Source organism: Streptomyces sp. NBC_00414, assembly GCF_036038375.1.
Classification (GTDB): domain Bacteria; phylum Actinomycetota; class Actinomycetes; order Streptomycetales; family Streptomycetaceae; genus Streptomyces.
On the sequence record NZ_CP107935.1, the window covers coordinates 5,674,952 to 5,697,873 of the forward strand.

At 71.7% G+C, this 22,922-nt stretch carries 18 protein-coding genes; 14 read left to right on the forward strand and 4 right to left on the reverse strand.

The annotated features are described in order from the left end of the window. Nucleotides 1–142: 142 nt before the first annotated feature. Nucleotides 143–2,530 (reverse strand): bifunctional SulP family inorganic anion transporter/carbonic anhydrase, encoded by a 2,388-nt coding sequence (locus tag OHS59_RS24660; protein ID WP_328495576.1) that lies wholly within the window; start codon nucleotides 2,528–2,530, stop codon nucleotides 143–145. A gap of 271 nt (nucleotides 2,531–2,801) precedes the next feature. Between OHS59_RS24660 and OHS59_RS24665 the strand changes: the two genes are divergently transcribed. Beyond that, nucleotides 2,802–4,094 (forward strand): hypothetical protein, encoded by a 1,293-nt coding sequence (locus tag OHS59_RS24665; protein WP_328495577.1) that lies wholly within the window; start codon nucleotides 2,802–2,804, stop codon nucleotides 4,092–4,094. Nucleotides 4,095–4,176: 82 nt separating this feature from the next. Here OHS59_RS24665 and OHS59_RS24670 read toward each other — a convergent pair whose 3' ends face one another. After that, complete coding sequence (locus OHS59_RS24670) at nucleotides 4,177–5,163, reverse strand: ATP-binding protein (protein ID WP_328495578.1); 987 nt, start codon at nucleotides 5,161–5,163, stop codon at nucleotides 4,177–4,179. 95 nt (nucleotides 5,164–5,258) lie between these two features. Between OHS59_RS24670 and OHS59_RS24675 the strand changes: the two genes are divergently transcribed. Then, nucleotides 5,259–6,140: an oxidoreductase gene (locus tag OHS59_RS24675; RefSeq protein WP_328495579.1), complete on the forward strand. Its 882-nt coding sequence runs from the start codon at nucleotides 5,259–5,261 to the stop codon at nucleotides 6,138–6,140. Between the two features lie 410 nt (nucleotides 6,141–6,550). On the opposite strand, the gene OHS59_RS24680 is transcribed toward OHS59_RS24675, so the two are convergent. Beyond that, nucleotides 6,551–7,387, reverse strand: a complete 837-nt coding sequence (locus tag OHS59_RS24680) for an HAD family hydrolase (protein ID WP_328495580.1) — start codon at nucleotides 7,385–7,387, stop codon at nucleotides 6,551–6,553. Nucleotides 7,388–7,946: 559 nt separating this feature from the next. On the opposite strand from OHS59_RS24680, the gene ssd reads away from it, so the two are divergent. The 7 genes from ssd to OHS59_RS24715 all read left to right on the forward strand — a co-directional run bounded on the left by ssd (nucleotide 7,947) and on the right by OHS59_RS24715 (nucleotide 13,476). After that, nucleotides 7,947–9,050, forward strand: coding sequence for a septum site-determining protein Ssd (ssd, locus tag OHS59_RS24685; RefSeq protein WP_328495581.1), 1,104 nt, complete (start codon nucleotides 7,947–7,949; stop codon nucleotides 9,048–9,050). 188 nt (nucleotides 9,051–9,238) lie between these two features. Continuing rightward, on the forward strand, nucleotides 9,239–10,510 hold the full coding sequence (locus tag OHS59_RS24690) for a TadA family conjugal transfer-associated ATPase (protein ID WP_328499341.1): 1,272 nt from the start codon (nucleotides 9,239–9,241) through the stop codon (nucleotides 10,508–10,510). Next, a complete protein-coding gene (locus OHS59_RS24695) occupies nucleotides 10,507–11,391 on the forward strand; it encodes a type II secretion system F family protein (protein ID WP_328495582.1) in 885 nt (294 codons plus the stop codon). The genes OHS59_RS24690 and OHS59_RS24695 overlap by 4 nt, the downstream gene beginning before the upstream one ends. Then, nucleotides 11,388–12,239, forward strand: a complete 852-nt coding sequence (locus OHS59_RS24700; protein ID WP_328495583.1) for a type II secretion system F family protein — start codon at nucleotides 11,388–11,390, stop codon at nucleotides 12,237–12,239. The genes OHS59_RS24695 and OHS59_RS24700 overlap by 4 nt, the downstream gene beginning before the upstream one ends. A 76-nt stretch (nucleotides 12,240–12,315) precedes the next feature. Continuing rightward, nucleotides 12,316–12,558, forward strand: a complete 243-nt coding sequence (locus OHS59_RS24705) for a DUF4244 domain-containing protein (protein ID WP_328495584.1) — start codon at nucleotides 12,316–12,318, stop codon at nucleotides 12,556–12,558. Continuing rightward, nucleotides 12,545–12,949, forward strand: coding sequence for a TadE family type IV pilus minor pilin (locus tag OHS59_RS24710; protein ID WP_328495585.1), 405 nt, complete (start codon nucleotides 12,545–12,547; stop codon nucleotides 12,947–12,949). Before OHS59_RS24705 ends, OHS59_RS24710 begins: the two co-directional genes overlap by 14 nt. A gap of 47 nt (nucleotides 12,950–12,996) precedes the next feature. Further along, nucleotides 12,997–13,476, forward strand: a complete 480-nt coding sequence (locus tag OHS59_RS24715; RefSeq protein ID WP_443061494.1) for an Rv3654c family TadE-like protein — start codon at nucleotides 12,997–12,999, stop codon at nucleotides 13,474–13,476. Here the strand turns inward: OHS59_RS24715 and OHS59_RS24720 are convergent. Next, entirely contained in the window at nucleotides 13,473–15,995 is a 2,523-nt protein-coding gene (locus OHS59_RS24720; protein ID WP_328495587.1) for a DEAD/DEAH box helicase, read from the reverse strand. The genes OHS59_RS24715 and OHS59_RS24720 overlap by 4 nt on opposite strands. 80 nt (nucleotides 15,996–16,075) lie before the next feature. Between OHS59_RS24720 and bldG the strand changes: the two genes are divergently transcribed. The 5 genes from bldG to OHS59_RS24745 all read left to right on the forward strand — a co-directional run bounded on the left by bldG (nucleotide 16,076) and on the right by OHS59_RS24745 (nucleotide 22,799). After that, nucleotides 16,076–16,417, forward strand: a complete 342-nt coding sequence (gene bldG / locus OHS59_RS24725; protein WP_003975386.1) for an anti-sigma factor antagonist BldG — start codon at nucleotides 16,076–16,078, stop codon at nucleotides 16,415–16,417. A 152-nt stretch (nucleotides 16,418–16,569) separates the two neighbouring features. Continuing rightward, nucleotides 16,570–17,013, forward strand: a complete 444-nt coding sequence (locus OHS59_RS24730; protein WP_328495588.1) for an ATP-binding protein — start codon at nucleotides 16,570–16,572, stop codon at nucleotides 17,011–17,013. 787 nt (nucleotides 17,014–17,800) lie between these two features. Continuing rightward, nucleotides 17,801–20,206, forward strand: coding sequence for a sodium-translocating pyrophosphatase (locus tag OHS59_RS24735; RefSeq protein ID WP_328495589.1), 2,406 nt, complete (start codon nucleotides 17,801–17,803; stop codon nucleotides 20,204–20,206). Between the two features lie 214 nt (nucleotides 20,207–20,420). Further along, the gene (locus tag OHS59_RS24740) at nucleotides 20,421–21,014 is read left to right on the forward strand and encodes a small secreted protein (RefSeq protein ID WP_328495590.1); all 594 of its coding nucleotides are present in this window, start codon (nucleotides 20,421–20,423) and stop codon (nucleotides 21,012–21,014) included. A 264-nt stretch (nucleotides 21,015–21,278) separates the two neighbouring features. Then, entirely contained in the window at nucleotides 21,279–22,799 is a 1,521-nt protein-coding gene (locus tag OHS59_RS24745) for a DUF7059 domain-containing protein (RefSeq protein ID WP_328495591.1), read from the forward strand. Nucleotides 22,800–22,922: the final 123 nt, after the last annotated feature.

Genomic DNA, 22,922 nt, shown 5'->3' on the forward strand with positions numbered 1-22,922 from the left:
ACGCGGACCCCTGGTGACAAGGGCCGTCCGCGAATTGGTTTAGACCTGTGTGCGGGATCATGCGCGGGGGATCCGGTGTTCGGGTGGCCTGCCCGCGGACACGGGCGGACACACGTGTCCACGGACGGGGAAGGGCGGAGGTTCAGGCCGGGGCGTTGTCCAGGGCCGTCGCCGCGACCCGGTCGAAGAGCTCGCCCTCTTCCGCTCCCTCGTGGGACGGGTCCTCCGTGAGGAGATACGCCTGGGCCTCGCCCACGTGGAAGTACATCCCGTGCAGTTCGAGCCTGCCCTCCTCCAGGGCGCGCGTCACGGCCTCGTGGGCCCGCAGGTGCTCCAACTGCTGCACGACGTTGGTGAGACAGAGCTGCTCGGTGGCGTCGGCGGGCGCGCGTCCCGCGATCCGGGTCCAGGGCCGGTCCGTCGCGGCCATCCGCTCCACGCTCGGCAGGCCGTGCCGCAGCCACCGCTTCAACGGCGTCTGGGTGCCTCCCGGTTCCGTGTTCATCAGTGCCTGCATCGCCCCGCATCCGGAGTGCCCGCACACGGTGATGGACCGCACCCGCAGCACCTCCACCGCGTACTCGATCGCGGCGGCCACCGAGTCGTCGCCGCTCTCCACGCCGGGCGGCGGCACGAGATTGCCGACATTGCGTACGACGAAGAGGTCACCGGGGCCGCTGGAGGTGATCATCGACGTGACCAGCCGGGAGTCGGCGCAGGTCAGGAAGAGCTGCGAGGGCTGCTGCCCCTCCCGCGCGAGCCGGGCCAGCTCGCCGCGCACCAAGGGCGCGGTGTTGCGCTGGAACGAGCTGATGCCGCTGGCCAGCTGGTGCCCGCTGGGATGCCCGCCGGGCGGCGGTGTGTCGGGGCTCTCGCAGTGGTGGTTGCGCCAGGGTGTCCAGGGCCGGCAGTGGCAGTGCGACGACTGACCGTCGTCGTCCTTGACGTGCGGCTCCGCGAGCCGCGCTCCGGTGCGCCCGGTCAACTCGACGGAGCCGCCCCGGTTGGTGTGGGCGCTCTGCCAGTCGTGCAACGACTCGTACGCCGCGTGGTCCATGAAGGAGCCGTCCAGCTCGATCACCGCCTCGGCCCCCGACGGCACCAGATGCAGTGCCCGGGTGAGGCGGGGCACGGCGAGGAAGGTCAACTGGCCGCGCACACGCACGTGGTGCACGCCGTCCGGACCCACCGAGCGGGTGATCCGCGTACGGGTGAGGCGGTGCAGGGCGACGCCGACGGCCATGGCGACCCCGAGCGTGACGCCTTCGAGGACGCCGAGGACGACGACGCCGAGGGTGGTGACGGCGTACACCAGCACCTCCCGGTGCCGGGTGACCGTGCGGATGTGGTGCAGGGACACCATCTGGACGCCGACGGCCATCACCAGGGCGGCCAGTGCCGCGAGGGGGATCAGCTCCAGGAGCGGGACCATCAGCAGCGCGGCCACCGTGATCCAGACGCCGTGCAGCATCGTGGACTTCCGGCTGACGGCGCCGGCCTGGACGTTCGCCGAGCTCCGTACGGCCACGCCCGCGACGGGGAGCCCGCCGAGCGTGCCGGAGACGATGTTGGCGGCGCCCTGTCCGAGCAGCTCGCGGTCGAGGTCGGAACGCCCCTGCTGGGTGGGCCGTCTGGCCGTGAGCTTGTCCACGGCGACGGCGCCCAGGAGCGACTGGACGCTGCACACCAGCGTGGTGGTGAGCACGGCGGCGACGATGCCGAGCACCGGGCCCTCGGGAAGCCCCGCGAGGGCGTGGCTCCGCCAGGACGGCAGGTCGACCTTGGGCAGGGTGAGCCCCGCGAGGGCGGCCGTCGTGGTGGCCGCGGCGACCGCGACGAGCGCGGCCGGGACGGTGCGCAGGATCCGCCCCGCGCGCCCGGGGATCCGGGCCCAGGCGAGCAGGAGGGCCAGCGTCAGGGCGCTCATCGACAGGGCGGCCACCTGGGGGTGGGCCAACTGGGCGGGCAGTTCCCGGATGTTGTCGACGACGGAGCTGCTCGGGGAGCCGCCCAGCACGATGTGCAGTTGGGCGACGGCGATGGTGATGCCGATGCCGGCCAGCATGCCGTGCACGATCGCGGGGCTGACGGCCAGCGCGGAACGGGCCACCCGCAGGAAGCCCAGGCCGACTTGGACCAGTCCGGCGAGGACGGTGATGGCGCAGGTCGTACGCCATCCGTACTTCTGGATGAGATCGGCGGTGACCACGGTGAGCCCTGCGGCGGGTCCGCTCACCTGAAGGGGGGCGCCACCGAGCCGGCCTGCCACGAGCCCGCCCGCGGCGGCGGCGACGAGCCCCGCCTGCAGCGGCGCTCCGGTGGCGAGGGCGATGCCCAGGGACAGGGGCAGGGCGATCAGGAAGACGGCGATCGAGGCCGACAGGTCGGCGGCCGCGATCCGGGGGAGCCGAGGGGGCCGGGGCAGCCGGGAGATCCGGGGAGCGCGGCGGCCGGGCGGCGGACTGTGCGGCCGCCCCTCGTCCGGTGTGTGCGGGGAGTCGTCGGTGCGGGTGGGGACGAAGGCAGTCATGGTTTCCCGTCTCCTCCGGGGCTACGCGGTCGCTTGGGGGCGCGGCCGTGGGTCACGGCGTACAGCGGCGGGATTTATCAACGCTCAGTAAATGAATCGTAATGGAGAGTAAAGGACGTGTCAGGAAAAATAGCGCAAATAGTCCATTGCTTCACTCCGGAGAGTGATTAGTCATTTTGATCGGCTTGTCGTACCGCCTCCTTTCGGGGCCCCTGCGATCTTGGCCTCGCCGTCTGTTTTGTCCCGATTGAAGGAAGAAGGTGGGCGGAACATGGCCGCCACTCAGAGGACCACCACGGGCGTCGCCCTCGCCCTCGCCGCTGTCTGTGCCGCGACGCTCGCCGGGTGCGGCTCCGGTGACACCGGGGCCGAGAAGGGAAAGAAGGGCGAGGGTGCGCACGGCGCCAAGAAGGCCGTCGGTGCTCCGGCACCCCGGAATCCGGTCCGGCTGATCGGGGACGGCTCCACCGCGTACACCGGCGCGCAGCCGAGGCTGCCGCGCGCCGTGCGGCTGAAGCCCGGGCAGAGACCCCCGCAGTTCGTGGTCTTCTCCTGGGACGGGGCCGGCGAGGACAGCCAGCGGCTGTTCTCGCACTTCCGCAAGGTGGCCAAGGACAACCGGGCGTCCATGACGTACTTCCTCAGCGGCGTGTACATGCTCCCGGAGGGCAAGCGCGACCTGTACCGGCCGCCGCAGCACTCACCCGGGCGCTCCGACATCGGCTTCAACGACGAGCAGGGCATCCGGGACACCGTGAAGCAGTTGCGCGGCGCCTGGCTTGAGGGCAGCGAGATCGGCACGCACTTCAACGGCCACTTCTGCGGCAGCGGCGGCGGAGTGGGCGAGTGGTCGGTCGGGGAATGGAAGGACGAGATCGCCCAGGCCAAGTCCTTCGTGAAGTCCTGGCGGACCAACACGGACACGGCGAAGGGCTCCCCGCTGCCCTTCGACTACGACAAGGAGCTCATCGGCGCCCGCACGCCCTGCCTCGAGGGGCAGAAGAACTTCATGAGGGCGGCCCGCGAGCTCGGCTTCCGCTACGACACCAGTGGGGTCAACGACCAGGTCTGGCCCAAGAAAAAGGCGGGCCTGTGGGACCTGTCGATGCAGCTCGTCCCGGTCCCCGGCCGCGGGTTCGAGACGCTGACCATGGACTACAACTTCATGGTCAACCAGTCGGGCACCACGTCCCACGGCGATCCCGCCAAGCACGAGTACTGGGGCGACCAGATGCGTGACGGCCTGCTCAAGGGCTTCTCCCGCGCCTACGAGGGCAACCGCGCGCCCTTGATCATCGGCAACCACTTCGAGTCCTGGAACGGCGGCACGTACATGCGGGCCATCGAGGAGACCATCGAGCGCGTCTGCACCAGGAGCGAGGTGCGCTGTGTCTCCTTCCGGCAGCTCGCCGACTGGCTCGACGCCCAGGACCCCAAGACCCTCGACAAGCTCCGCACGCTCAAGGTGGGCCAGGCCCCGAAGCAGGACTGGGCGTCGTTCCTGTCCGACCGGCCCGCCCCCGCCCCCAAGGGAGTGCCGGGCGCGCCGGCGGTCAAGCCGTAGCGTCCGGGCGGCGTCGGGGCGGTACTCGCGCAGTGCGTGAGCGGGGCCGGGCGCGGCCGGTCGGGTCGGGTGGCGTGCTGGCTCACGCCGGGGCGGTCTCGGCCTCCCGCAGGACGAAGGAGGGGTCGACCTGGGCAGCCAGGTCGGCCCCTGTGCGCTCGTTGCCCCACGACTGCGCGTTCTTCAGGTGGAAGTGGACCGTCTGCCGTGTGTAGCGCTCCCAGTCGCGCTGCCCGTAGGTCGCGTCTGCAGCCGCCTGGAGGGCGCCCAGCGCACGGCGGTTGCCGTCCTCCAACTGCTCGAACCGGGGCGGACGGCCCTTCTCCATGGCGCGCACCCAGTCCGAGTGGCCGACGGTGAGCAGCAGGTCGTCGCCGACCTCGCCCTTGAGGAAGTCGATGTCGTCCTGGCCCTGCACCTTGTTGCCCACGACCTTCAGCGTGACACCGAAGTCGCGCGCGTACTCCTTGTACTGGCGGTAGACGGAGATCCCCTTACGGGTCGGCTCCGCGACGAGGAACGTGATGTCGAAGCGGGTGAACATGCCGGACGCGAAGGAGTCCGAGCCTGCCGTCATGTCGACCACGACGTACTCACCGCGGCCGTCGACGAGGTGGTTCAGGCAGAGCTCCACCGCGCCGGTCTTGGAGTGGTAGCAGGCCACTCCCAGATCGGCCTCGGTGAACGGGCCGGTGACCATCAGACGGACGGCGCCGCCGTCGAGTTCCACCGGCCGCGCGCACGCCTCGTACACCGGGTTGTCCTCGGACACCCGCAGGAGCCGGGAGCCCTCGCCGGGCGGGGTGGTCTTGATCATGGTCTCGGCGGAGGTGATACGCGGGTTGGAGCCGCGCAGGTAGTCCTTGATGAGGGTCAGGCGGTCGCCCATGGCGGGCAGGTTCCGCGCCTCGGTGTCGGTGAGGCCGAGTGCCGGGCCGAGGTGCTGGTTGATGTCGGCGTCCACCGCGACGACGGGCGATCCGGTGGTCGCGAGGTGACGGACGAAGAGCGAGGACAGGGTGGTCTTGCCACTGCCGCCCTTCCCAACGAAAGCAATTTTCATGTTCATGTAGCGTAGTGGGATCACCCTGTCCGAGGGCCGTCAAAGGTGAAGAAGACCACTCGTTCGTGGAGCACGGGCCGGGGGTGCGTAGGGTCGTACTCATGAGTACGACAGGTGCGGGTACGTCAGGTGCGAGTGCGACAGGTGCGAACCACGACCCCCTCGCGGCGCTCGGCTCGCTGCCGGGTGTGGCGGAATCCGTGGAGTCCGTGCGCAAGGCCGTGGACCGGGTCTACGGGCACCGCATCATGCGGCGCCGCAGCAACGAGATCACCGGGGAGGCCGCGCTGCGGGGCTCCCGCGGATCCGCGGCGCTGTCCGGCGCGGACTGGGCCCTCGAAGAAGTGCGCCGAAGGACCGACTTCAGCGGCGACGACCAGGCCAGGGTGGTGGGTGCGGCCCTCAGGCTGACCGCCGAGTCGGGCGAACTCCTGTCCATCTGGCGGCAGTCACCCCTCCGGGTGCTGGCGAGGCTGCATCTGGTGGCCGCCGCCGACAACGGCGACGCGGTCGGCCGTCCGCGACGCGACGGCGAGCCCGCCACGGAGACCCCGGCGGCAGGCGCCGCGGGACCGCCGCTGATCGGGCTTGCGCTGCCGGACGCCGCCGAGGTCGAGGGCCGGCTCGACGGTCTGGCGCGGCTGGTCGTCGCGGGGAGTTCGGCGCCCGCCCTGGTGACCGCCGCCGTGGTGCACGGCGAACTGCTCGCGCTGCGCCCGTTCGGCTCCCACAACGGTCTGGTCGCGCGCGCGGCCGAACGGATCGTCCTCATCGGCAGCGGCCTCGACCCCAAGTCGGTCTGCCCGCCGGAGGTCGGTCACGCGGAACTCGGCCGTGCGGCCTACGCCGCCGCTCTCGACGGCTACGCCTCCGGGACCCCGGAGGGGATGGCGGCCTGGATCGCCCACTGCGGCAGGGCGGTCGAACTCGGCGCCAGGGAGTCGACGGCCGTGTGCGAGGCGCTGCAGCGGGGCGCGGCATAAGTCCCCGAACAGGGTTGCGGCGGTACGGATTTCCGTACCGCCGCTGGCATGTTCACCGGGTTACCAAGCGTCCTCGGAGTGTTGCCCATCAGGTCGGGAACTATTGCCCGTCGCCTGGTGCGGCTGGCCCGTAATCGACGGGTCGACGTCGCGTGGGTGCCCGGTGTTCATGCGCGGTCCGTGGGGCCTCGGTTGCGTTTGAAGGTGATCCTTTCGGATGTCCTTGGTCTCGCGGGCCGTTAATCCCTTTGTACTCCTGGTCCGGGGCAAGCGGAACCCCTCGCTGTACTTCTTTACTTTTGATCCCAAAGGGGAGCGAATCGGGCGCCTGGTCCGAAGGGGTGAGAAGGAGTGCACAAGGAGAGGTCGATGAGGGGGAGGGGGCGGGAGCGGCGCCCCTCCCGACGGGCTCAGCTCACCGTCGCGCGGCGCCGGCTGGCGTACCAGACGAGCCCCGCCGTGGCGGCCGCCGCCCCTATCGCCGCGGCCGCGACGATGGCCGGCCTGGGCGGTACGGACAGCCGCTGCTTCAGCCGCACCGGATGGTGGAAGTCGAGGACGGGCCACGCGCGCGTGGTGGCCTCGCGGCGCAGCGCGCGATCCGGGTTCACCGCGTGGGGGTGACCGACCGCCGCGAGCATCGGGATGTCGGTCGCCGAGTCGCTGTACGCGTAGCAGCCCGACAGGTCGTAGCCCTCGGACGCGGCCAGTTCCTTGACGGCCTCGGCCTTCGTGGGGCCGTACGCGTAGTACTCCACCTCGCCCGTGAAGCAGCCGTCGTCGCCCACGACCATGCGGGTCGCCACCACCCGGTCCGCGCCCAGGAGTTCACCGATCGGCTCGACGACCTCCGCCCCGGACGTGGAGACGATCACGACATCGCGCCCGGCGATGTGGTGCTCCTCGATGAGGGAGGCGGCCTCGTCGTAGATGATCGGGTCGATCAGGTCGTGCAGGGTCTCGGCGACGATCTCCTTCACCTGCTGGACGTTCCAGCCGCGGCACAGTGCGGACAGGTACTCGCGCATCCGCTCCATCTGGTCGTGGTCGGCGCCGCCCGCGAGGAACACGAACTGGGCATATGCGGTACGCAACACCGCCCGACGGTTGATCAGGCCGCCTTGGTAGAACGACTTGCTGAAGGTGAGCGTGCTCGACTTCGCAATGACCGTCTTGTCCAGGTCAAAGAAGGCCGCTGTACGAGGCAAGGAGTGGTTTTCCACGGGTTGAGCATATGCGCCCGCCATTCGGGCTAGTGTGGGACGTGTGGGTTTGCCTGAGAGGGCTCTCGGGTACACCATGGAAGTCACGGATCGTTCGCGACCGTGCTAACCCGGTTTGGCTCCTCCCCCCCCGAGTCAAACCGTGGGGACGACCCCCGCTCTCCCCCCCGGCGGGGGTCGTCGCATGTCCGGATGGGTTTTCCCCTCCGTTGTTGAGAGCGCCGGGCCCCGCATAGCGGGGCCCGGCGTTTCTCTGCGCCCGTACAGGATTCGTCACTGTGTGTAGCTGCTTTGCTGCGCTAAGGAAGTCGTACAACGGTCACCGGTTTGGGTGAAGGCGATATTCACAGCCGCCGAGTTGTCCACAGTTATCGACCAAGATCCACACGATTTCCGACATCGCTGCACCGTGATTCCAGCGCGTACCGCTCGCGGAAGTTCATGGCCGGTTCCGTTTGTTCGGCGGCTATGGCCGGTTCGTATCGGCGGTTCATATGGAGGGCCGGTTGCCGGCTCTTGCGCCGGGCGGGAATCGCGGGGCCGCAAGGGCTTCGCGGGGAAGCAGCGAAGGGGGCTGGAGAGCGTGGCGGGAGCCATCACACACGATCGGCCGTCGACCGCCGAAGGGCGGCAGGGCGGACCGTTGATCGTCACGGAGGACGCGAATCTGCTGGACGACCTGCTACGGCTGTGCGCCGCGGCCGGCGCCCGGCCCGAAGTCCACCACGGGGTGCCCGAGCGCGGCGGCGGCTGGGACACGGCGCCTCTGGTGCTCGTCGGCGACGACGCGGCGCGACGCGTGCGCGGTGCCGCACGCAGACGCGGAGTCGTCCTGGTGGGGCGGGATCAGGACGATCCAGGGGTCTGGCGAAGGGCTGTGGAGATCGGCGCCGACCATGTGCTGGTGCTCCCGGATGGCGAACAATGGTTGGTCGACCGCATCGCCGACGTGGCCGAGGGAGTCGGACCGCCCGCCCTCACCGTCGGCGTGATCGGCGGTCGCGGAGGCGCCGGATCGTCCACGCTCGCCTGCGCGCTCGCCGTCACCTCGGCTCGCCGGGGCAGCCGCACCCTCCTCGTGGACGCGGACCCGCTGGGCGGCGGACTCGACGTACTCCTCGGCGGAGAGGCCGTCGAGGGACTGCGCTGGCCCGCCTTCGCCGCCTCGCACGGGCGGGTCGGCGGCGGAGCCCTGGAGGAGTCGCTGCCCGCACTGCACGCCCTGCGGGTCCTCAGCTGGGACCGCGGCGACTGCGTCACCGTCGCGCCCGAGGCCGTCCGCGCGGTGCTGGCCGCCGCCAGGCGGCGCGGCGGGGTGGTGGTCGTGGACCTGCCGCGCCGGATCGACGAAGGGGTCGCGGAGGCCCTCGCCCAGATCGACCTCGGGGTGCTCGTGGTCCCGGCCGAACTGCGCGCCGTCGCGGCGGCCGGGCGGGTGGCGTCCGCGGTCGGCATGGTCCTGAGGGACCTGCGCGTCGCGGTCCGCGGGCCGTACGCGCCGGGTCTGGACGACCGGGAGGTCGCCAGGCTCCTCGGACTGCCCCTGATGGGCGAAGTGCCCGTGGAGGCGGGACTGCTGACGGCCCAGGACCGGGGCGCTCCGCCCGGCGGAGACGGCCGCGGACCGCTCGCCCGCTTCTGCGCGGCGTTCTGGGAGCGGGCCGCGGTCGCCGGAGGGGGCGTATGAGCGGGGAGAGGGGGGTGGGGCCGGACGGCGGGGGGCTGCGTGCTGCGGGGCCGCGTGGCGCGGGCTCGCATGGCGTCGGGTCTGTGCGTCCCGTGTACATGGAGTCGCGAGGCCTGCATCCCCCGCACACGGAGTCGCGAGGCGCGCATCCCGTTCGCATGGAGCCGCGGCCTGTGGGTCCCGTGTACATGGAGCCGTGGGCTGGGCGGCCGGGAGTGGGCTCGCTCGCCGGTCGGTCGTCGCGCGGAGGTGCGAGCGGCGACACGGGGCTGCTGGACGGGGTCCGGCAATGGCTGGCCGAGAGCGGGGGTGAACCGACACCCGCACGCGTGGCGCAGGCCCTGCGGGAGCAGGGCCGGGTGCTCGGGGACGCCGAAGTCCTCGGCGCGGCCGAGCGGTTGCGGTCGGAGCTGGTCGGCAGCGGCCCGCTGGAACCGCTGCTGGGTGATCCCTCCGTGACCGATGTGCTGGTCTCCGCGCCCGACCGGGTGTGGGTGGACCGCGGCGGCGGGCTGGAACTGACAGCCGTGGTCTTCCCGGACGCGGCGGCCGTACGACGCCTCGCACAGCGGCTCGCGGCCGTGGCAGGGCGACGACTTGACGACGCCCACCCGTGGGTGGACGCCCGGCTTCCCGACGGCACCCGGCTGCACGCGGTGCTGCCACCGGTCGCCGTCGGCTCGACCTGCCTGTCCCTGCGGGTCGTACGGCCGCGGGCGTTCACCCTCGACGAACTGGTGGCCGCGGGGACGGTACCGCCGGGTGGGGACCGGCTGCTGCGGGCGCTGCTCGACGCGAGGCTCTCGTTCCTGATCAGCGGCGGTACGGGCAGCGGCAAGACGACACTGCTGAGCGCTCTGCTCGGGCTCGTCGGACCGGGCGAGCGGATCGTGCTGGCCGAGGACTCGGCGGAGCTGCGCCCCGACCACCCCCATGTCGTCCGGCTGGAGTCCAGACCGCCCAACCAGGAGGGCGCCGGACTCGTCACGCTCCAGGACCTGGTGCGCCAGGCACTGCGCATGCGGCCGGACCGGCTGGTCGTCGGCGAGGTGCGGGGCCCTGAAGTGGTCGCGCTGCTGGCCGCGTTGAACACGGGGCACGAGGGCGGCTGCGGGACCGTGCACGCCAACGCCGCCTCGGGAGTGCCGGCCCGCCTGGAGGCACTGGGCACGGCCGCCGGACTCGACAGGGCCGCGCTGCACAGCCAAGTGGCCGCCGCGCTGTCGGTGGTGCTCCATCTCGTACGGGACCGGGCCGGGCGTCGGCGGATCGCCGAGGTGCATGTACTGGAGCGGGACCCGGCGGGGCTGGTCGTGACGGTGCCCGCGCTGCGATGGGGCGCGGCGGCCTTCACGTACGGGCGTGGGTGGGAGCGGCTGCAGGAGCTGCTCGGCGGCAGGGGCGACGCGGGTGGTGCGGGTGGCGTGAGTGACGTGAGCGAACGGAGGGCGGGGTTGTGACGGGGATCGCCGAGGTGTCGGTGGGAGCGGCGGTGGTGTGTGCCGCGGCGGCGGTCTGGCTGACGGGCGGGCCGGGGCCCGGGGCGCGGCGGGCGCAGTTGGTGTGTGCGGGTGGTGGGGCGGCCGGGACCGGGCAGCCCCCGCCGCCGACGTGGAAGCGGGTGTCACAGACCTGGGAGCGGCTTCGGCGGTTGCACGGGACGCGGGGCGAGTGGTGGGCGCTGGTCGCCGGGGCGGTGGTCGGACTAGTGGGGGCGTCCGTGGTGCCGGCCGTCCTGGGGGCGCTCGGGGTGCCCCTGGTGCGGGGAGCCCGGCGGGTCGGAGCCGAGCGGCGCACGCGGGAGCGGCGGGCCGACGCGGTGATCGCGCTGTGCGGGGCGCTCGCCGGAGAGGTCCGGGCCGGGCGGCAGCCGGGCGAGGCGCTGCGGGGCGCCGCCCGGGACTCGGGAGGGCTCGGGGACGCACAGGCGTCGGTGCTGGCGGCAGCCCGGTTCGGCGGGGACGTGCCGGGTGCGCTCACCGACGCGGCCCGGCGGCCCGGGGCCGAAGGACTGCTGGGACTCGCCGCGTGCTGGCGGGTCGCCGTGGACCGGGGCGCAGGACTCGCGGCCGGGCTCGACCGGCTGGAGGGGGCGCTGCGCGCGGAGCGCGACCAACGTGCCGACCTGAGGGCCCAGTTGGCGGGCGCGCGGTCCACGGCGGTGCTGCTCGCGGCGTTGCCGGCGCTCGGGCTGCTCCTGGGCACCGCGCTCGGCGCCGACCCGCTGCACATCGTGCTGCACACCGGGGCGGGCCTCGGCTGCCTGCTGGTCGGCGCTGTTCTGGAGGGCGTCGGCCTGTGGTGGGCGCTGCGGATCGTACGGGGAGCGGAGGACGGATGAGTGCGGAGGTTGTCCACAGGCTGGGGGTGGTGGTGTGCGTGGCGGCGGGACTGTGGGTGCTCGCCCGGTCCCTGGGAGCGGCGCGGCGGAGACGGCGGGTGCGAGGGCGCTCGGAGGCACTGCTGACGATCCTGGCCGACGAGCGCGGGCCGACTGTGGAGCCGGCCGCCCTGGGGCGCCGCTCGCAGACGGGCGGCGCGGTTCGCGGCACGGTGCGTGCTGAGTTGCGCGCCGAGTTGCGTGCCGCGGTGCGGCGCTGGCTGCCGGTGATGGGTGCCATGAGTGCCTGCTGGGTGTTCGTCGGTGGCACGGCCGGGGTCCCGGTGGGACTCGTGGCCGCGTTCGGGATGTGGCGGTGGCAGCGCGGGCCGGCGCCGGCGGAGGAGTTCGACGCGGTGCGGGCCGCGCGGCAACTGCCCCTTGCCGCCGATCTGCTGGCCGCCTGCATCACGGCGGGTGCGAGCCCTGTCGCGGCCGCCCGGGCGGTGGGCGAGGCCCTGGAGGGGCCCGTGGGGGCGCGACTGGCGCGGGGAGCGGCCGAGGTGCGACTCGGTGGTGAACCGGCGGAGGCGTGGCGGGCACTGGCCGCGTTGCCCGGGGCCCGGGGACTGGCCCGGCTGCTGGAGCGGGCCGGCGAGACGGGTGTACCGGCGGCGGTACCGGTCGCACGCCTCGCCGCCGAGGCCCGCGCGGAACGGGGGCGCGCCGCGACGGCTCGCGCGCGGCGGGCGGGCGTTCTGATCACCGCTCCCGTCGGGCTGTGTTTTCTGCCCGCGTTCATCGCGATCGGCGTACTGCCGGTGGTGCTCGGTCTGGCGAGCGGGGTGCTGGGAGGGGGTGACGGATGACCGGCTGAACGGCGGGTGGACGGCGACGGGTGAACAAGGCCAGAGGTCAACGGTGCAGGACTGTACGGGGGTTCGGATGAGCAAGGCAGTGCGGGTGCGGGTGCGGGAGCGAGTGCTGGGGTGGGCTCTGGCGAGCTGGGCCCGGGTGGGACGGGCAGGGGTGGTGCGCAGGGACGCCGGGATGGTCACCTCCGAGTACGCGATGGGGCTGATCGCGGCGGTGGGGTTCGCCGCGCTGCTCTACGAGGTGCTGACCAGCGGGCAGGTGCGCGGGGCGCTGCAGGACATCGTGGGGCGGGCGCTCGATGGGCAGTTCTGAGGCGGGTGCGGGTGCGGATGAGGGTTTCAGGGCGGGGGTGGTGGCCGGGGACCGCGGCTTCGTGACGGCGGAGGCGGCCGTGGTGCTGCCGGTGCTGGTTGCGTTCACGATGGCGCTGGTCTGGGCGCTGCTGGCCGCGGCCGCGCTGATCCAGTGCGTGGACGCGGCCCGGGCGGGCGCACGAGCGGCGGCCCGGCAGGAACCGCCGGGCACGGTGATCGAGACGGCCCGCCAGGCGGCGCCGAGCGGCGCAAGGATCTCCGTCCGGCGCGAGGGCGACCTGGTACGCGTCCGGGTCGAGGCGGGAACCCCCGGCCCGGACGCGCTGGCCCTCGATCTCGCACAGGAGGCGACCGCCCTGGCCGAGGAGACGGTCGGGGCAGTCCGGTGAGGACGCAGGGGACGCCTGGAGGGAGGCCGGGGAAGGGTGGTCTCGGGGTGTGGGTGAGGTCATGTGTGCCGGTGCCCGCGTCGGACCGGGGGTCGGCGACCGTCTGGACCGTGGGTGCGATCGCGGTGCTGTGCGTGGTCTTCGGTGCCGTGCTCGTGATGGGGCAGGCGGTGGTGGTCCGTCATCGCGCGGGCGGCGCGGCCGACTTGGCGGCCCTCGCGGCGGCCGATCACTGGAGGGAGGGCGGGGTGGGCGCGTGCGCCCGGGCCGATCGCGTGGCACGGGCCCAGGGCACCCGGATCGTGCGGTGCGCCGTCCGGGGCGAGATCTCGGACGTCACGGTCGAGGCGGGCCGGGGGCCGCTGTCGACCGAGGTGCGGTCACGGGCGGGCCCGGCGGGACCCGTGCCCCCGGACGGTCCTGGCGGGTCGGACGGCCACCTGGGGCCGAACGGCTTCGTGGGGCCGACGACCGTACCCGGGTACGCGGGGGCGAGACCCGGGCCCACGTCCGCCGCCGGGCCCTAGCCCGCTGCGGCCTCGGGATCGGCCTCAGGGTCGGGCTCGGGGTGGCCTCCCCCGGGCTGTTCCGCCGGTGCCGACGGCGCTCCCTGCAGGAGCACCGTCAGCAGCCGCACGGCTCCCCGCTTGTGCAACGGCTCGTTGCCGTTGCCGCACTTGGGGGACTGGATGCAGGACGGACAGCCGGCGTCGCACTCGCAGGAGGCGATGGCCTGACGGGTCGCGGTGAGCCATTCGCGGGCGGTGTGGAAGGCGCGCTCCGCGAAGCCCGCGCCGCCCGGATGGCCGTCGTACACGAACACGGTGGGCAGGAGGGTGTCCGGGTGCAGCGGGACGGAGACGCCTCCGATGTCCCAGCGGTCGCAGGTGGCGAAGAGCGGCAGCATGCCGATCGAGGCGTGCTCGGCGGCGTGCAGGGCACCGCCCAGGATCTCGGGGTTCACCCGGGCGGCGTCGAGCTGGTCCTCGGTGACCGTCCACCACACGGCACGCGTACGGAGCGTGCGGGGCGGCAGATCGAGTTTCGTCTCACCGAGCACCTCGCCGGTGATGACACGACGACGCAGGAAGGAGACGACCTGATTGGTGACCTCGACGGAGCCGTAGCACAACCGACCGTCGCCCCAGGGGATTTCGACGTCCGTCTCCAGGACGGAGATGGCCGTGGTGTCCCGGGCGACCGTCGAATACGGCGGGTTGGCCTCGGTGACCAGGGCGACCGAATCGTCCAGGTGCAGCTCGTCCACCAGGTACGTGCGGCCCTGGTGGAGGTGGACCGCGCCCTCGTGGACGCTGGTGTGCGCGGCCCCGGCGTCGACCGTGCCCAGCAGCCGTCCGGAGTCGGTCTCCACGATCTGCACCGGGTTCCCGCCTCCGCCGCGGATGTCGGTCAGGTCGGCGGCCCGTTCCCGGCGTGTCCAGTGCCATGCCTTCGTGCGACGGCGGAGCAGCTTCGCGGCCTCCAGCTGCGGCATCAGCTCGGCGGTGGCAGGACCGAAGAGATCGAAGTCCTCCTCGGTGAGGGGAAGTTCGGAGGCGGCGGCGCACAGGTGGGGCGCGAGGACGTACGGGTTGTCCGGATCGAGGACGGTGGACTCCACCGGCTGGTCGAACAGGGCTTCGGGGTGATGGACGAGAAAGGTGTCCAGCGGGTCGTCGCGGGCGACCAGCACCGCGAGCGCCCCCTGTCCGGAGCGGCCCGCGCGGCCCGCCTGCTGCCACAGGGAGGCACGGGTGCCCGGGTAGCCGGCGATGACGACGGCGTCCAGTCCGGAGACGTCGATGCCGAGTTCCAGGGCGGTGGTGGCGGCGAGCCCGAGGAGTTCGCCGGAGTGGAGGGCCTGTTCGAGGGCACGGCGTTCCTCGGGGAGGTATCCGCCGCGGTAGGCGGCCACGCGCCGGGCCAGGGAGCGGTCGACCTCGGCGAGCCGTTCCTGGGCGATCACAGAGATCAACTCGGCCCCGCGGCGGGACCGTACGAAGGCGACCGAGCGGACGCCCTGCACGGTCAGGTCGGTGAGGAGGTCCGCGGTCTCGGCGGTGGCGGACCGGCGGACCGGGGCGCCCTTCTCGCCGTGCAGGTCGGTGAGGGGCGGTTCCCAGAGGGCGAACACCAGTTCACCGCGGGGTGAGGCGTCGTCGGCGACCTCCACCACGGGCAGGCCGGTGAGGCGGGAGGCGGCGACGGAGGGCTCGGCGGCGGTCGCCGAGGCCATGAGGAAGACGGGGGAGGAGCCGTAACGGGCGCACAGGCGGCGCAGCCGGCGGAGCACCTGGGAGACATGCGACCCGAAGACGCCCCGGTAGGTGTGGCACTCGTCGATGACGACATAGCGCAGGGCGCGCAGGAAGGAGGCCCACCTGGGGTGGGAGGGAAGTATCCCGCGGTGCAGCATGTCGGGGTTGGTGAGGACGTAGTTGGCGTACTGGCGGACCCACTCGCGCTCCTCGACGGGGGTGTCCCCGTCGTAGACCGCGGAGCGCACGGCATGACCCAGGGGATGTGAAAGTTTCTTCACGGATCGGCGCTGGTCCGCGGCGAGGGCCTTGGTCGGCGCGAGGTAGAGGGCGGTCGCGCCGCGGCCGTTCGGTGCCTCGGAGCCGTCGAGGAGTGTCGACAGAACCGGGACGAGGTACGCCAGGGACTTGCCGGAGGCCGTTCCGGTGGAGACGATCACCGACTCGCCGTCCAGGGCGTGCTCGGCCGCGAGTGCCTGGTGGGCCCAGGGGTGTTCGATACCGGCCGCCTGCACCGCCGCGATGACCTCCGAGCGGATCCGGTCGGGCCACACTGCATGGCGACCCTCACGCGGGGGCAAGTGCTCCGTATGAGTGATGCGCGAAGCCCGGCTCGGCCCAGAGGCCAGCCGGTCCAGGATCTCGCCCGGCGAGGGGCGGGACGCGGTGTCCGTCGAGGTGCGATCGGGTCGGAGATTATTGGCCATCGGCATCGAGTGTGTCACTGGCATGACGGACAATGGACCCAAGGCGTCGTGCACGCCTGCCGGTAAGTGATTGAATGCCATCGCGGCTGGCGAACCGTCCCGGGGGCTCCGCCGAGGTGTCCCTTGGGATGACCGCTCGATAGCAAGGTGCTGGAGGATCCGTGGACCTGTCCCTGTCGACCCGTACCGTCGGCGATCGTACGGTCGTCGAGGTCGGTGGCGAAATCGATGTATATACCGCGCCCAAGTTGCGCGAACAGCTGGTCGAGCTGGTGAACGACGGCAGTTTCCACCTTGTCGTCGACATGGAGGGCGTGGACTTCCTCGACTCGACCGGTCTCGGCGTGCTGGTGGGTGGCCTGAAGCGGGTGCGTGCCCATGAGGGTTCGCTCCGGCTGGTCTGCAACCAGGAGCGCATTCTGAAGATCTTCCGCATCACCGGTCTCACCAAGGTGTTCCCGATCCACACCTCGGTCGAAGAAGCGGTGGCGGCCACCGACTGAGCGGCCACGGTCCGGCCCGTCCCTGCTGACTGGCCGGTCAGCCGCCACAGCCGAATCCCGGGCGCGGCCCGGGAGGCAGAAGTCAATGGAGGGGGGTCAGGTCTCGGCGACCCGACCCCCCGACCGCACGCCCGTAGTTCCGAGGGGGATGCATGGCCACCGTTGAACTCCGCTTCAGCGCGCTGCCCGAGCACGTCAGGACCGCCCGACTGGTGGCGGCAGCGGTGGCGCGCAGGGCCGGAGTGGACGAGGCCGTCCTCGACGAGGTCAGGCTCGCCGTCGGCGAAGCCTGCACCCGGGCCGTCGGCCTGCATCAGAGTGCCGGAATCTCGGCTCCTGTGCGGGTCTCGCTGATCGAGGAGGAGAAGCAGTTCTCCATCGAGGTCGGTGATGAGGCGCCGCACACGGTTCCCGGTGACAAGTCATCGGGTGCCCATGGCGGAGCCGACGGCGCGGACGTCGAGACCGAAGAGGACGAGATGGGCCTCGCGGTCATCAGCGGCCTCGTCGACGACGTGGAAGTGACCGCCGGTGAGAACGGCGGATTGATCAGGATGAGCTGGCCCACCACGCCGCCGGCCACGCTCGTTTCCTGATCCACCCCCTAGGTACTGCCTCAACCTGTGCGAAAGGGCCCTGCTCACCAGGGCCCTTTCGCATGTCCGGCCGCGCCCGGGCCTGCCGCCCCGGCCATCTGCGGATCCCGCAGGTGTCGACAACCCCCTCCGGTCCGGACGTTTCCCGGCCGTCTCCCGGCCGGAGCCGCGGCGCCCGCCGCTACCCGGCCGTCCCGCAGGCCGTCCCGTCGGTCAGCCCTCCGATCACAGCAGCCGGCCGCCCCTCCGGTCCGCCGACGGTCCTTCAGGACGCCGTCCGGCGGCCATCCCGGCCGCCGCCCCGACAGCCGCCTCAACACCCCAGCGGTCGCCGTCCCGACGGCTCTCCCGGCGGCCCTCCCAGCGGCCAGGAGCCCCGGCTGCCGACCCACCGGCCACTCGCCCGTTGCCCTCGGGCTGCCCGTCGGCCGCCTCCGGCCCGTCGGCCGACCGGTCACCGGCCGTCGGTCGGCCGGTCACCGACTGCCGGACGACCGCTCGTTCGGCTTTCCGGCGGCTCCGGATCAAGCCATGCGTATTTCGTGAATGAATTCACGATCTGGATTACGATCAACAATACGATCAGCTTTACGCCGTGCCGCACGCCAATGGACCTGGCGTCAATGCGTTTGAGGCATTACCTCTTTCGGACCCCCTGCGGATCCCCGGATCATTTGCTGAAGAGCATGCGAAGGCCAATTCCGCTTACCGCGCACTGTTTTGATCAGGTTCCGGTACCTACAATCCGTCCACATCTTGAGCTCGGTCCAAGCGTCAAGGAGGACGAATGGCGGGGCTTTCTACCCCTCATCAGTTTGACCAGCCCACTACCCTCGCAGCCGCAGTACTGACAGACGACAACCGCCTCATCGTGGTGGTGATCGCGGTCGTCGCCCTTGCGGCGCTTGCCGTCGCCGGGGTCCTGGTCCGCCAGGTGCTCGCGGCGGGCGAGGGCACCGACAGCATGAAGGAGATCGCGGTCGCGATCCAGGAGGGTGCGAATGCCTACCTGGGGCGGCAGATGCGTACCCTCGGGGTATTCGCCGTCGTGGTGTTCTTCCTGCTCATGCTGCTGCCCGCGGACGACTGGAATCAGCGTGCCGGCCGATCGGTCTTCTTCTTGATCGGTGCGGCGTTCTCGGCGACCACCGGATATATCGGCATGTGGCTCGCCGTACGCAGCAATGTTCGCGTGGCCGCCGCGGCACGGGAAGCGACCCCGGCGGAGGGTGAGCCCGAAAAGGATCTCACCGCCGTCTCGCACAAAGCCATGAAGATCGCTTTCCGCACGGGCGGCGTCGTCGGCATGTTCACGGTGGGGCTCGGTCTGCTCGGCGCCTCCTGTGTGGTGCTGGTGTACGCGGCCGACGCGCCGAAGGTCCTGGAGGGCTTCGGTCTCGGAGCCGCGCTGATCGCCATGTTCATGCGTGTCGGCGGCGGCATCTTCACCAAGGCGGCCGACGTCGGCGCCGACCTGGTCGGCAAGGTCGAGCAGGGCATCCCGGAGGACGATCCGCGCAACGCCGCGACCATCGCGGACAACGTGGGCGACAACGTCGGCGACTGCGCCGGTATGGCCGCCGACCTCTTCGAGTCGTACGCCGTCACGCTCGTCGCCGCGCTGATCCTCGGCAAGGCGGCGTTCGGCGACTCCGGGCTCGCCTTCCCGCTGATCGTGCCCGCGATCGGTGTGGTCACGGCGATGATCGGCATCTTCGCGGTCGCTCCGCGCCGTGCGGACCGCAGCGGGATGAGCGCCATCAACCGTGGCTTCTTCATCTCCGCGGTGATCTCGCTGGTGCTGGTGGCCGTGGCCGTCTTCGTCTACCTGCCCTCCTCGTACGCGGACCTGGACGGCGTCACGGACGAGGCCATCCTCGGCAAGTCGGGCGACCCGCGGATCCTCGCGCTCCTCGCGGTCGCCATCGGCATCGTGCTGGCCGCGCTGATCCAGCAACTGACCGGCTACTTCACCGAGACGACCCGTCGCCCGGTGAAGGACATCGGCAAGACCTCGCTCACCGGCCCGGCCACCGTCGTCCTCGCCGGTATCTCGCTCGGTCTCGAATCGGCCGTCTACACCGCTCTGTTGATCGGCCTCGGCGTCTACGGGGCCTTCCTGCTCGGCGGTACGTCGATCATGCTGGCCCTGTTCGCGGTGGCCCTCGCCGGAACGGGTCTGCTCACCACGGTCGGCGTCATCGTCGCCATGGACACCTTCGGGCCGGTCTCCGACAACGCGCAGGGCATCGCCGAGATGTCGGGCGACGTCGAGGGCGCGGGTGCGCAGGTGCTCACCGACCTGGACGCCGTCGGCAACACGACCAAGGCCATCACGAAGGGGATCGCCATCGCCACCGCGGTACTGGCGGCGGCGGCGCTCTTCGGCTCGTACCGGGATGCCATCCTCACGGCCGCGAACGACGTGGGGCAGAAGGTCTCGGGTCCGGGCGCTCCGATGAACCTGATGATGGACATCTCGCAGCCCAACAACCTCGTCGGGCTCATCGCGGGCGCCGCGGTCGTCTTCCTCTTCTCGGGGCTGGCGATCAACGCGGTGTCCCGGTCGGCCGGGGCCGTGGTCTACGAGGTGCGGCGGCAGTTCCGCGAGCGCCCCGGGATCATGGACTACAGCGAGAAGCCCGAGTACGGGCGCGTCGTCGACATCTGTACGAAGGACGCGCTGCGCGAGCTGACCACGCCCGGTCTGCTCGCCGTACTGACGCCGATCGCGATCGGGTTCACACTCGGGGTCGGCGCGCTCGGCGCGTTCCTCGCGGGCGCCATCGGCACCGGCACGCTGATGGCGGTCTTCCTCGCCAACTCCGGTGGCGCGTGGGACAACGCCAAGAAACTCGTCGAGGACGGCCACCACGGCGGCAAGGGCAGCGAGGCCCATGCCGCGACGGTGATCGGCGACACGATCGGCGACCCCTTCAAGGACACCGCAGGACCCGCGATCAACCCTCTCCTGAAGGTGATGAACCTGGTGGCGCTGCTCATCGCGCCGGCGGTCGTCAAATTCAGCTACGGCGAGGACAAGAGCGTGGGCATGCGGGTCCTCATCGCGGCGCTCTCGTTCCTCGTGATCGTGGGCGCGGTGTACGTGTCCAAGCGGCGCGGCATCGCCGTGGGCGACGAAGGCAACTCCGAGCGGGTGGCCAAGTCGGCGGATCCGGCGGTGGTTTCGTAGCCTCCGGGCCATCGGCTGAGCGGTTCCGCCCAACGGGCGGGCGGACGGCGCGTACTGACGTGCCGTCCGCCCGCCCGCGTGTGTGTACGCCCTGTTTCGTGAGCCTTATCTCGCCCGGCCCTTACCTGGTGCAAATGGCTCTAATAGTGGTCCAAACGGATGTTCGTCACGGTGGTGCGGCCCGCTTGGCGTGTATGTTCCGGGGCCGAGAGCCATGGAAGGGACCAATCCGGTGAACAAGAAGCTCGCGGCCGCGCTGTCCGGCGGTGCGGTACTGGTACTGGCGCTGTCGGGATGCAGCAGTAGTGACGACAACGGCGACAAGCTGAACGACTGGGCCAAGCAGGTCTGTGACGCGGTGAAGCCGCAGGCCAAGAAGATCTCGGCCGCCAACACCTCCATCCAGCAGCAGACCTCGGACAACAGCACCCCGGCGGACGTCCAGAAGACCGACGCCCAGGCCTTCCAGGACATGTCCGACGCCTACAAGGCGATCGGTGCTGCCGTGAACAAGGCGGGTGCGCCGGACGTGGAGGGCGGCGAGAAGAAGAAGACGGACGCCGTCAAGGAGCTCAACACCATCTCCGCGTCGTACGGCGACCTCAAGAAGCAGGTCGACGACCTCGACACGAAGGACCAGGCGAAGTTCGCCGACGGTCTGAAGGGGATCGCCACCCAGCTGGACAAGCTGAGTCAGAGCGGCAACGACGCCCTCGCGAAGCTGGAGGAGGGCGACGTGGGCAAGGCGATGGCCAAGCAGGAGAGCTGCAAGAGCGCGTCCCCGTCGGCTGCGGCGACGAAGAGCTGACCTTCGGCACGACGGCCCGGTACGGACCGGTGCGGCCGGCACGGACCGGTACCGCGCGGCCCGGCGCGGGGAGTGTTCAGGCACTCCGGCGCCGGGCCCGGCCATGTCCGGCCGCGGTTCCGGTGACCCGGCCTTGTCTGCCGCGGCTCGGGTGACCCGGGGCTGTCCGGCCGCGACTCCGGAGAACCCGGTCGGCCGCCGAAAATGTGCCCGCGATGGCAGCGGGCCGCCCGCCCTGCGCCGTTCGCGCGTCACAATGGGCGGGTGAGTAACACCAGCCTGGCACCGCTGCCCTCGTCCGACCGTACCGACGTCACCGCACGGCTGCGGGACGCCCTCCTGGGCGCCTCCTTCAGCGCCGACGGGCTGCTCGACCTGCTCGGAGCCCCCGCGTACGCGGCGCTGGCACGCAGCGAGACCGTGCCCGCGCTCCGGGCCACCCGGGGCGACTCCCCGCTGGAAGCACTCGTACGACTGTTCCTGCTGCAGCAGCCCGTGCCGCACGCGCGCGTGGCGGACGTCCTGCCGGTGGAGGACTGCCTGGAGGGCGGCTGGCTGACCCGCGTCGGCGGGGACGAGGTCGCGGCGGTCGTCGACGTACGGCCGTACGGCGGACCGGGCGGCGAGGACTGGTTCATCGTCTCGGACCTGGGCTGCGCGGTCGGCGGGGCCGGCGGCATCGGCAGCCAGGACGAAGGTGTCGTACTCGGCGTGGGCGGCGCGTCCACCACCCTCGCGGGCATCACCGTGCGCACCCCCGTCGCCGCCGCGCTCGACCTCGGCACCGGCTCGGGGATCCAGGCGCTGCACGCCGCACAGCACGCCACGCGCGTGAGCGCGACCGACCTCAACCCCCGCGCGCTGCACATCACCGCGCTCACCCTCGCCCTGTCCGGGGCTCCGGCGGCCGACCTGCGCGAGGGCTCCCTGTTCGAACCGGTGGGCGACGAGACGTTCGACCTCATCGTCTCGAACCCGCCCTTCGTGATCTCCCCCGGCGCCCGGCTCACCTACCGCGACGGCGGGATGGGCGGCGACGATCTGTGCCGCACGCTCGTCCAGCAGGCGGGCGACCACCTGAACGACGGGGGATACGCGCAGTTCCTGGCCAACTGGCAGCACGTCGAGGGCGAGGACTGGCAGGACCGGCTGCGCTCCTGGGTGCCGCGCGGCTGCGACGCGTGGATCGTGCAGCGCGAGGTGCAGGACGTCACGCAGTACGCCGAGCTGTGGCTGCGTGACGCGGGCGACCACCACGGCGACCCCGTGGAGTACCAGGCGCGGTACGACGCCTGGCTGGACGAGTTCGAGGCGCGGAAGGTGAAGGCCGTCGGCTTCGGCTGGATCACGCTGCGCAGGACGACGGCGGAGCTGCCCTCGGTCGTCCTGGAGGAGTGGCCGCACTCCGTCGAGCAGCCGCTCGGCGACACCGTGCGCGCGCATTTCGAGCGGGTCGACTATCTGCGGGCGCACGACGACGCGGCCCTGCTGGAGGCGCACTTCAGGCTGGTCGGCGAGATCGTGCAGGAGCAGGTGGGACTGCCCGGCGCCGAGGACCCGGAGCACGTCGTGCTGCGCCAGCACCGCGGAATGCGGCGGGCCACGAAGGTGGACACCGTCGGCGCGGGTTTCGCGGGCGTCTGCGACGGCACGCTGAGCGCGGGGCGCATCCTGGACGCCATCGCCCAACTGGTCGGAGAGGACCCGGTGCTGCTGCGCGACCGGACGCCCGCCCAGATCCGGCTGCTGGTCGAGCAGGGCTTCATCGAGCCCGCGCCCCACTGACGCCCCGGCTTCCGTGATCCCGCCCGGTGACGCCCTCCGCCTACTCGATTCCGGGGAGGTCACGTACGCGGCGCGGTGACGTCCGGGCGGACCGGGAGGTGGCCCGACGGGCTTCCAGGGCCC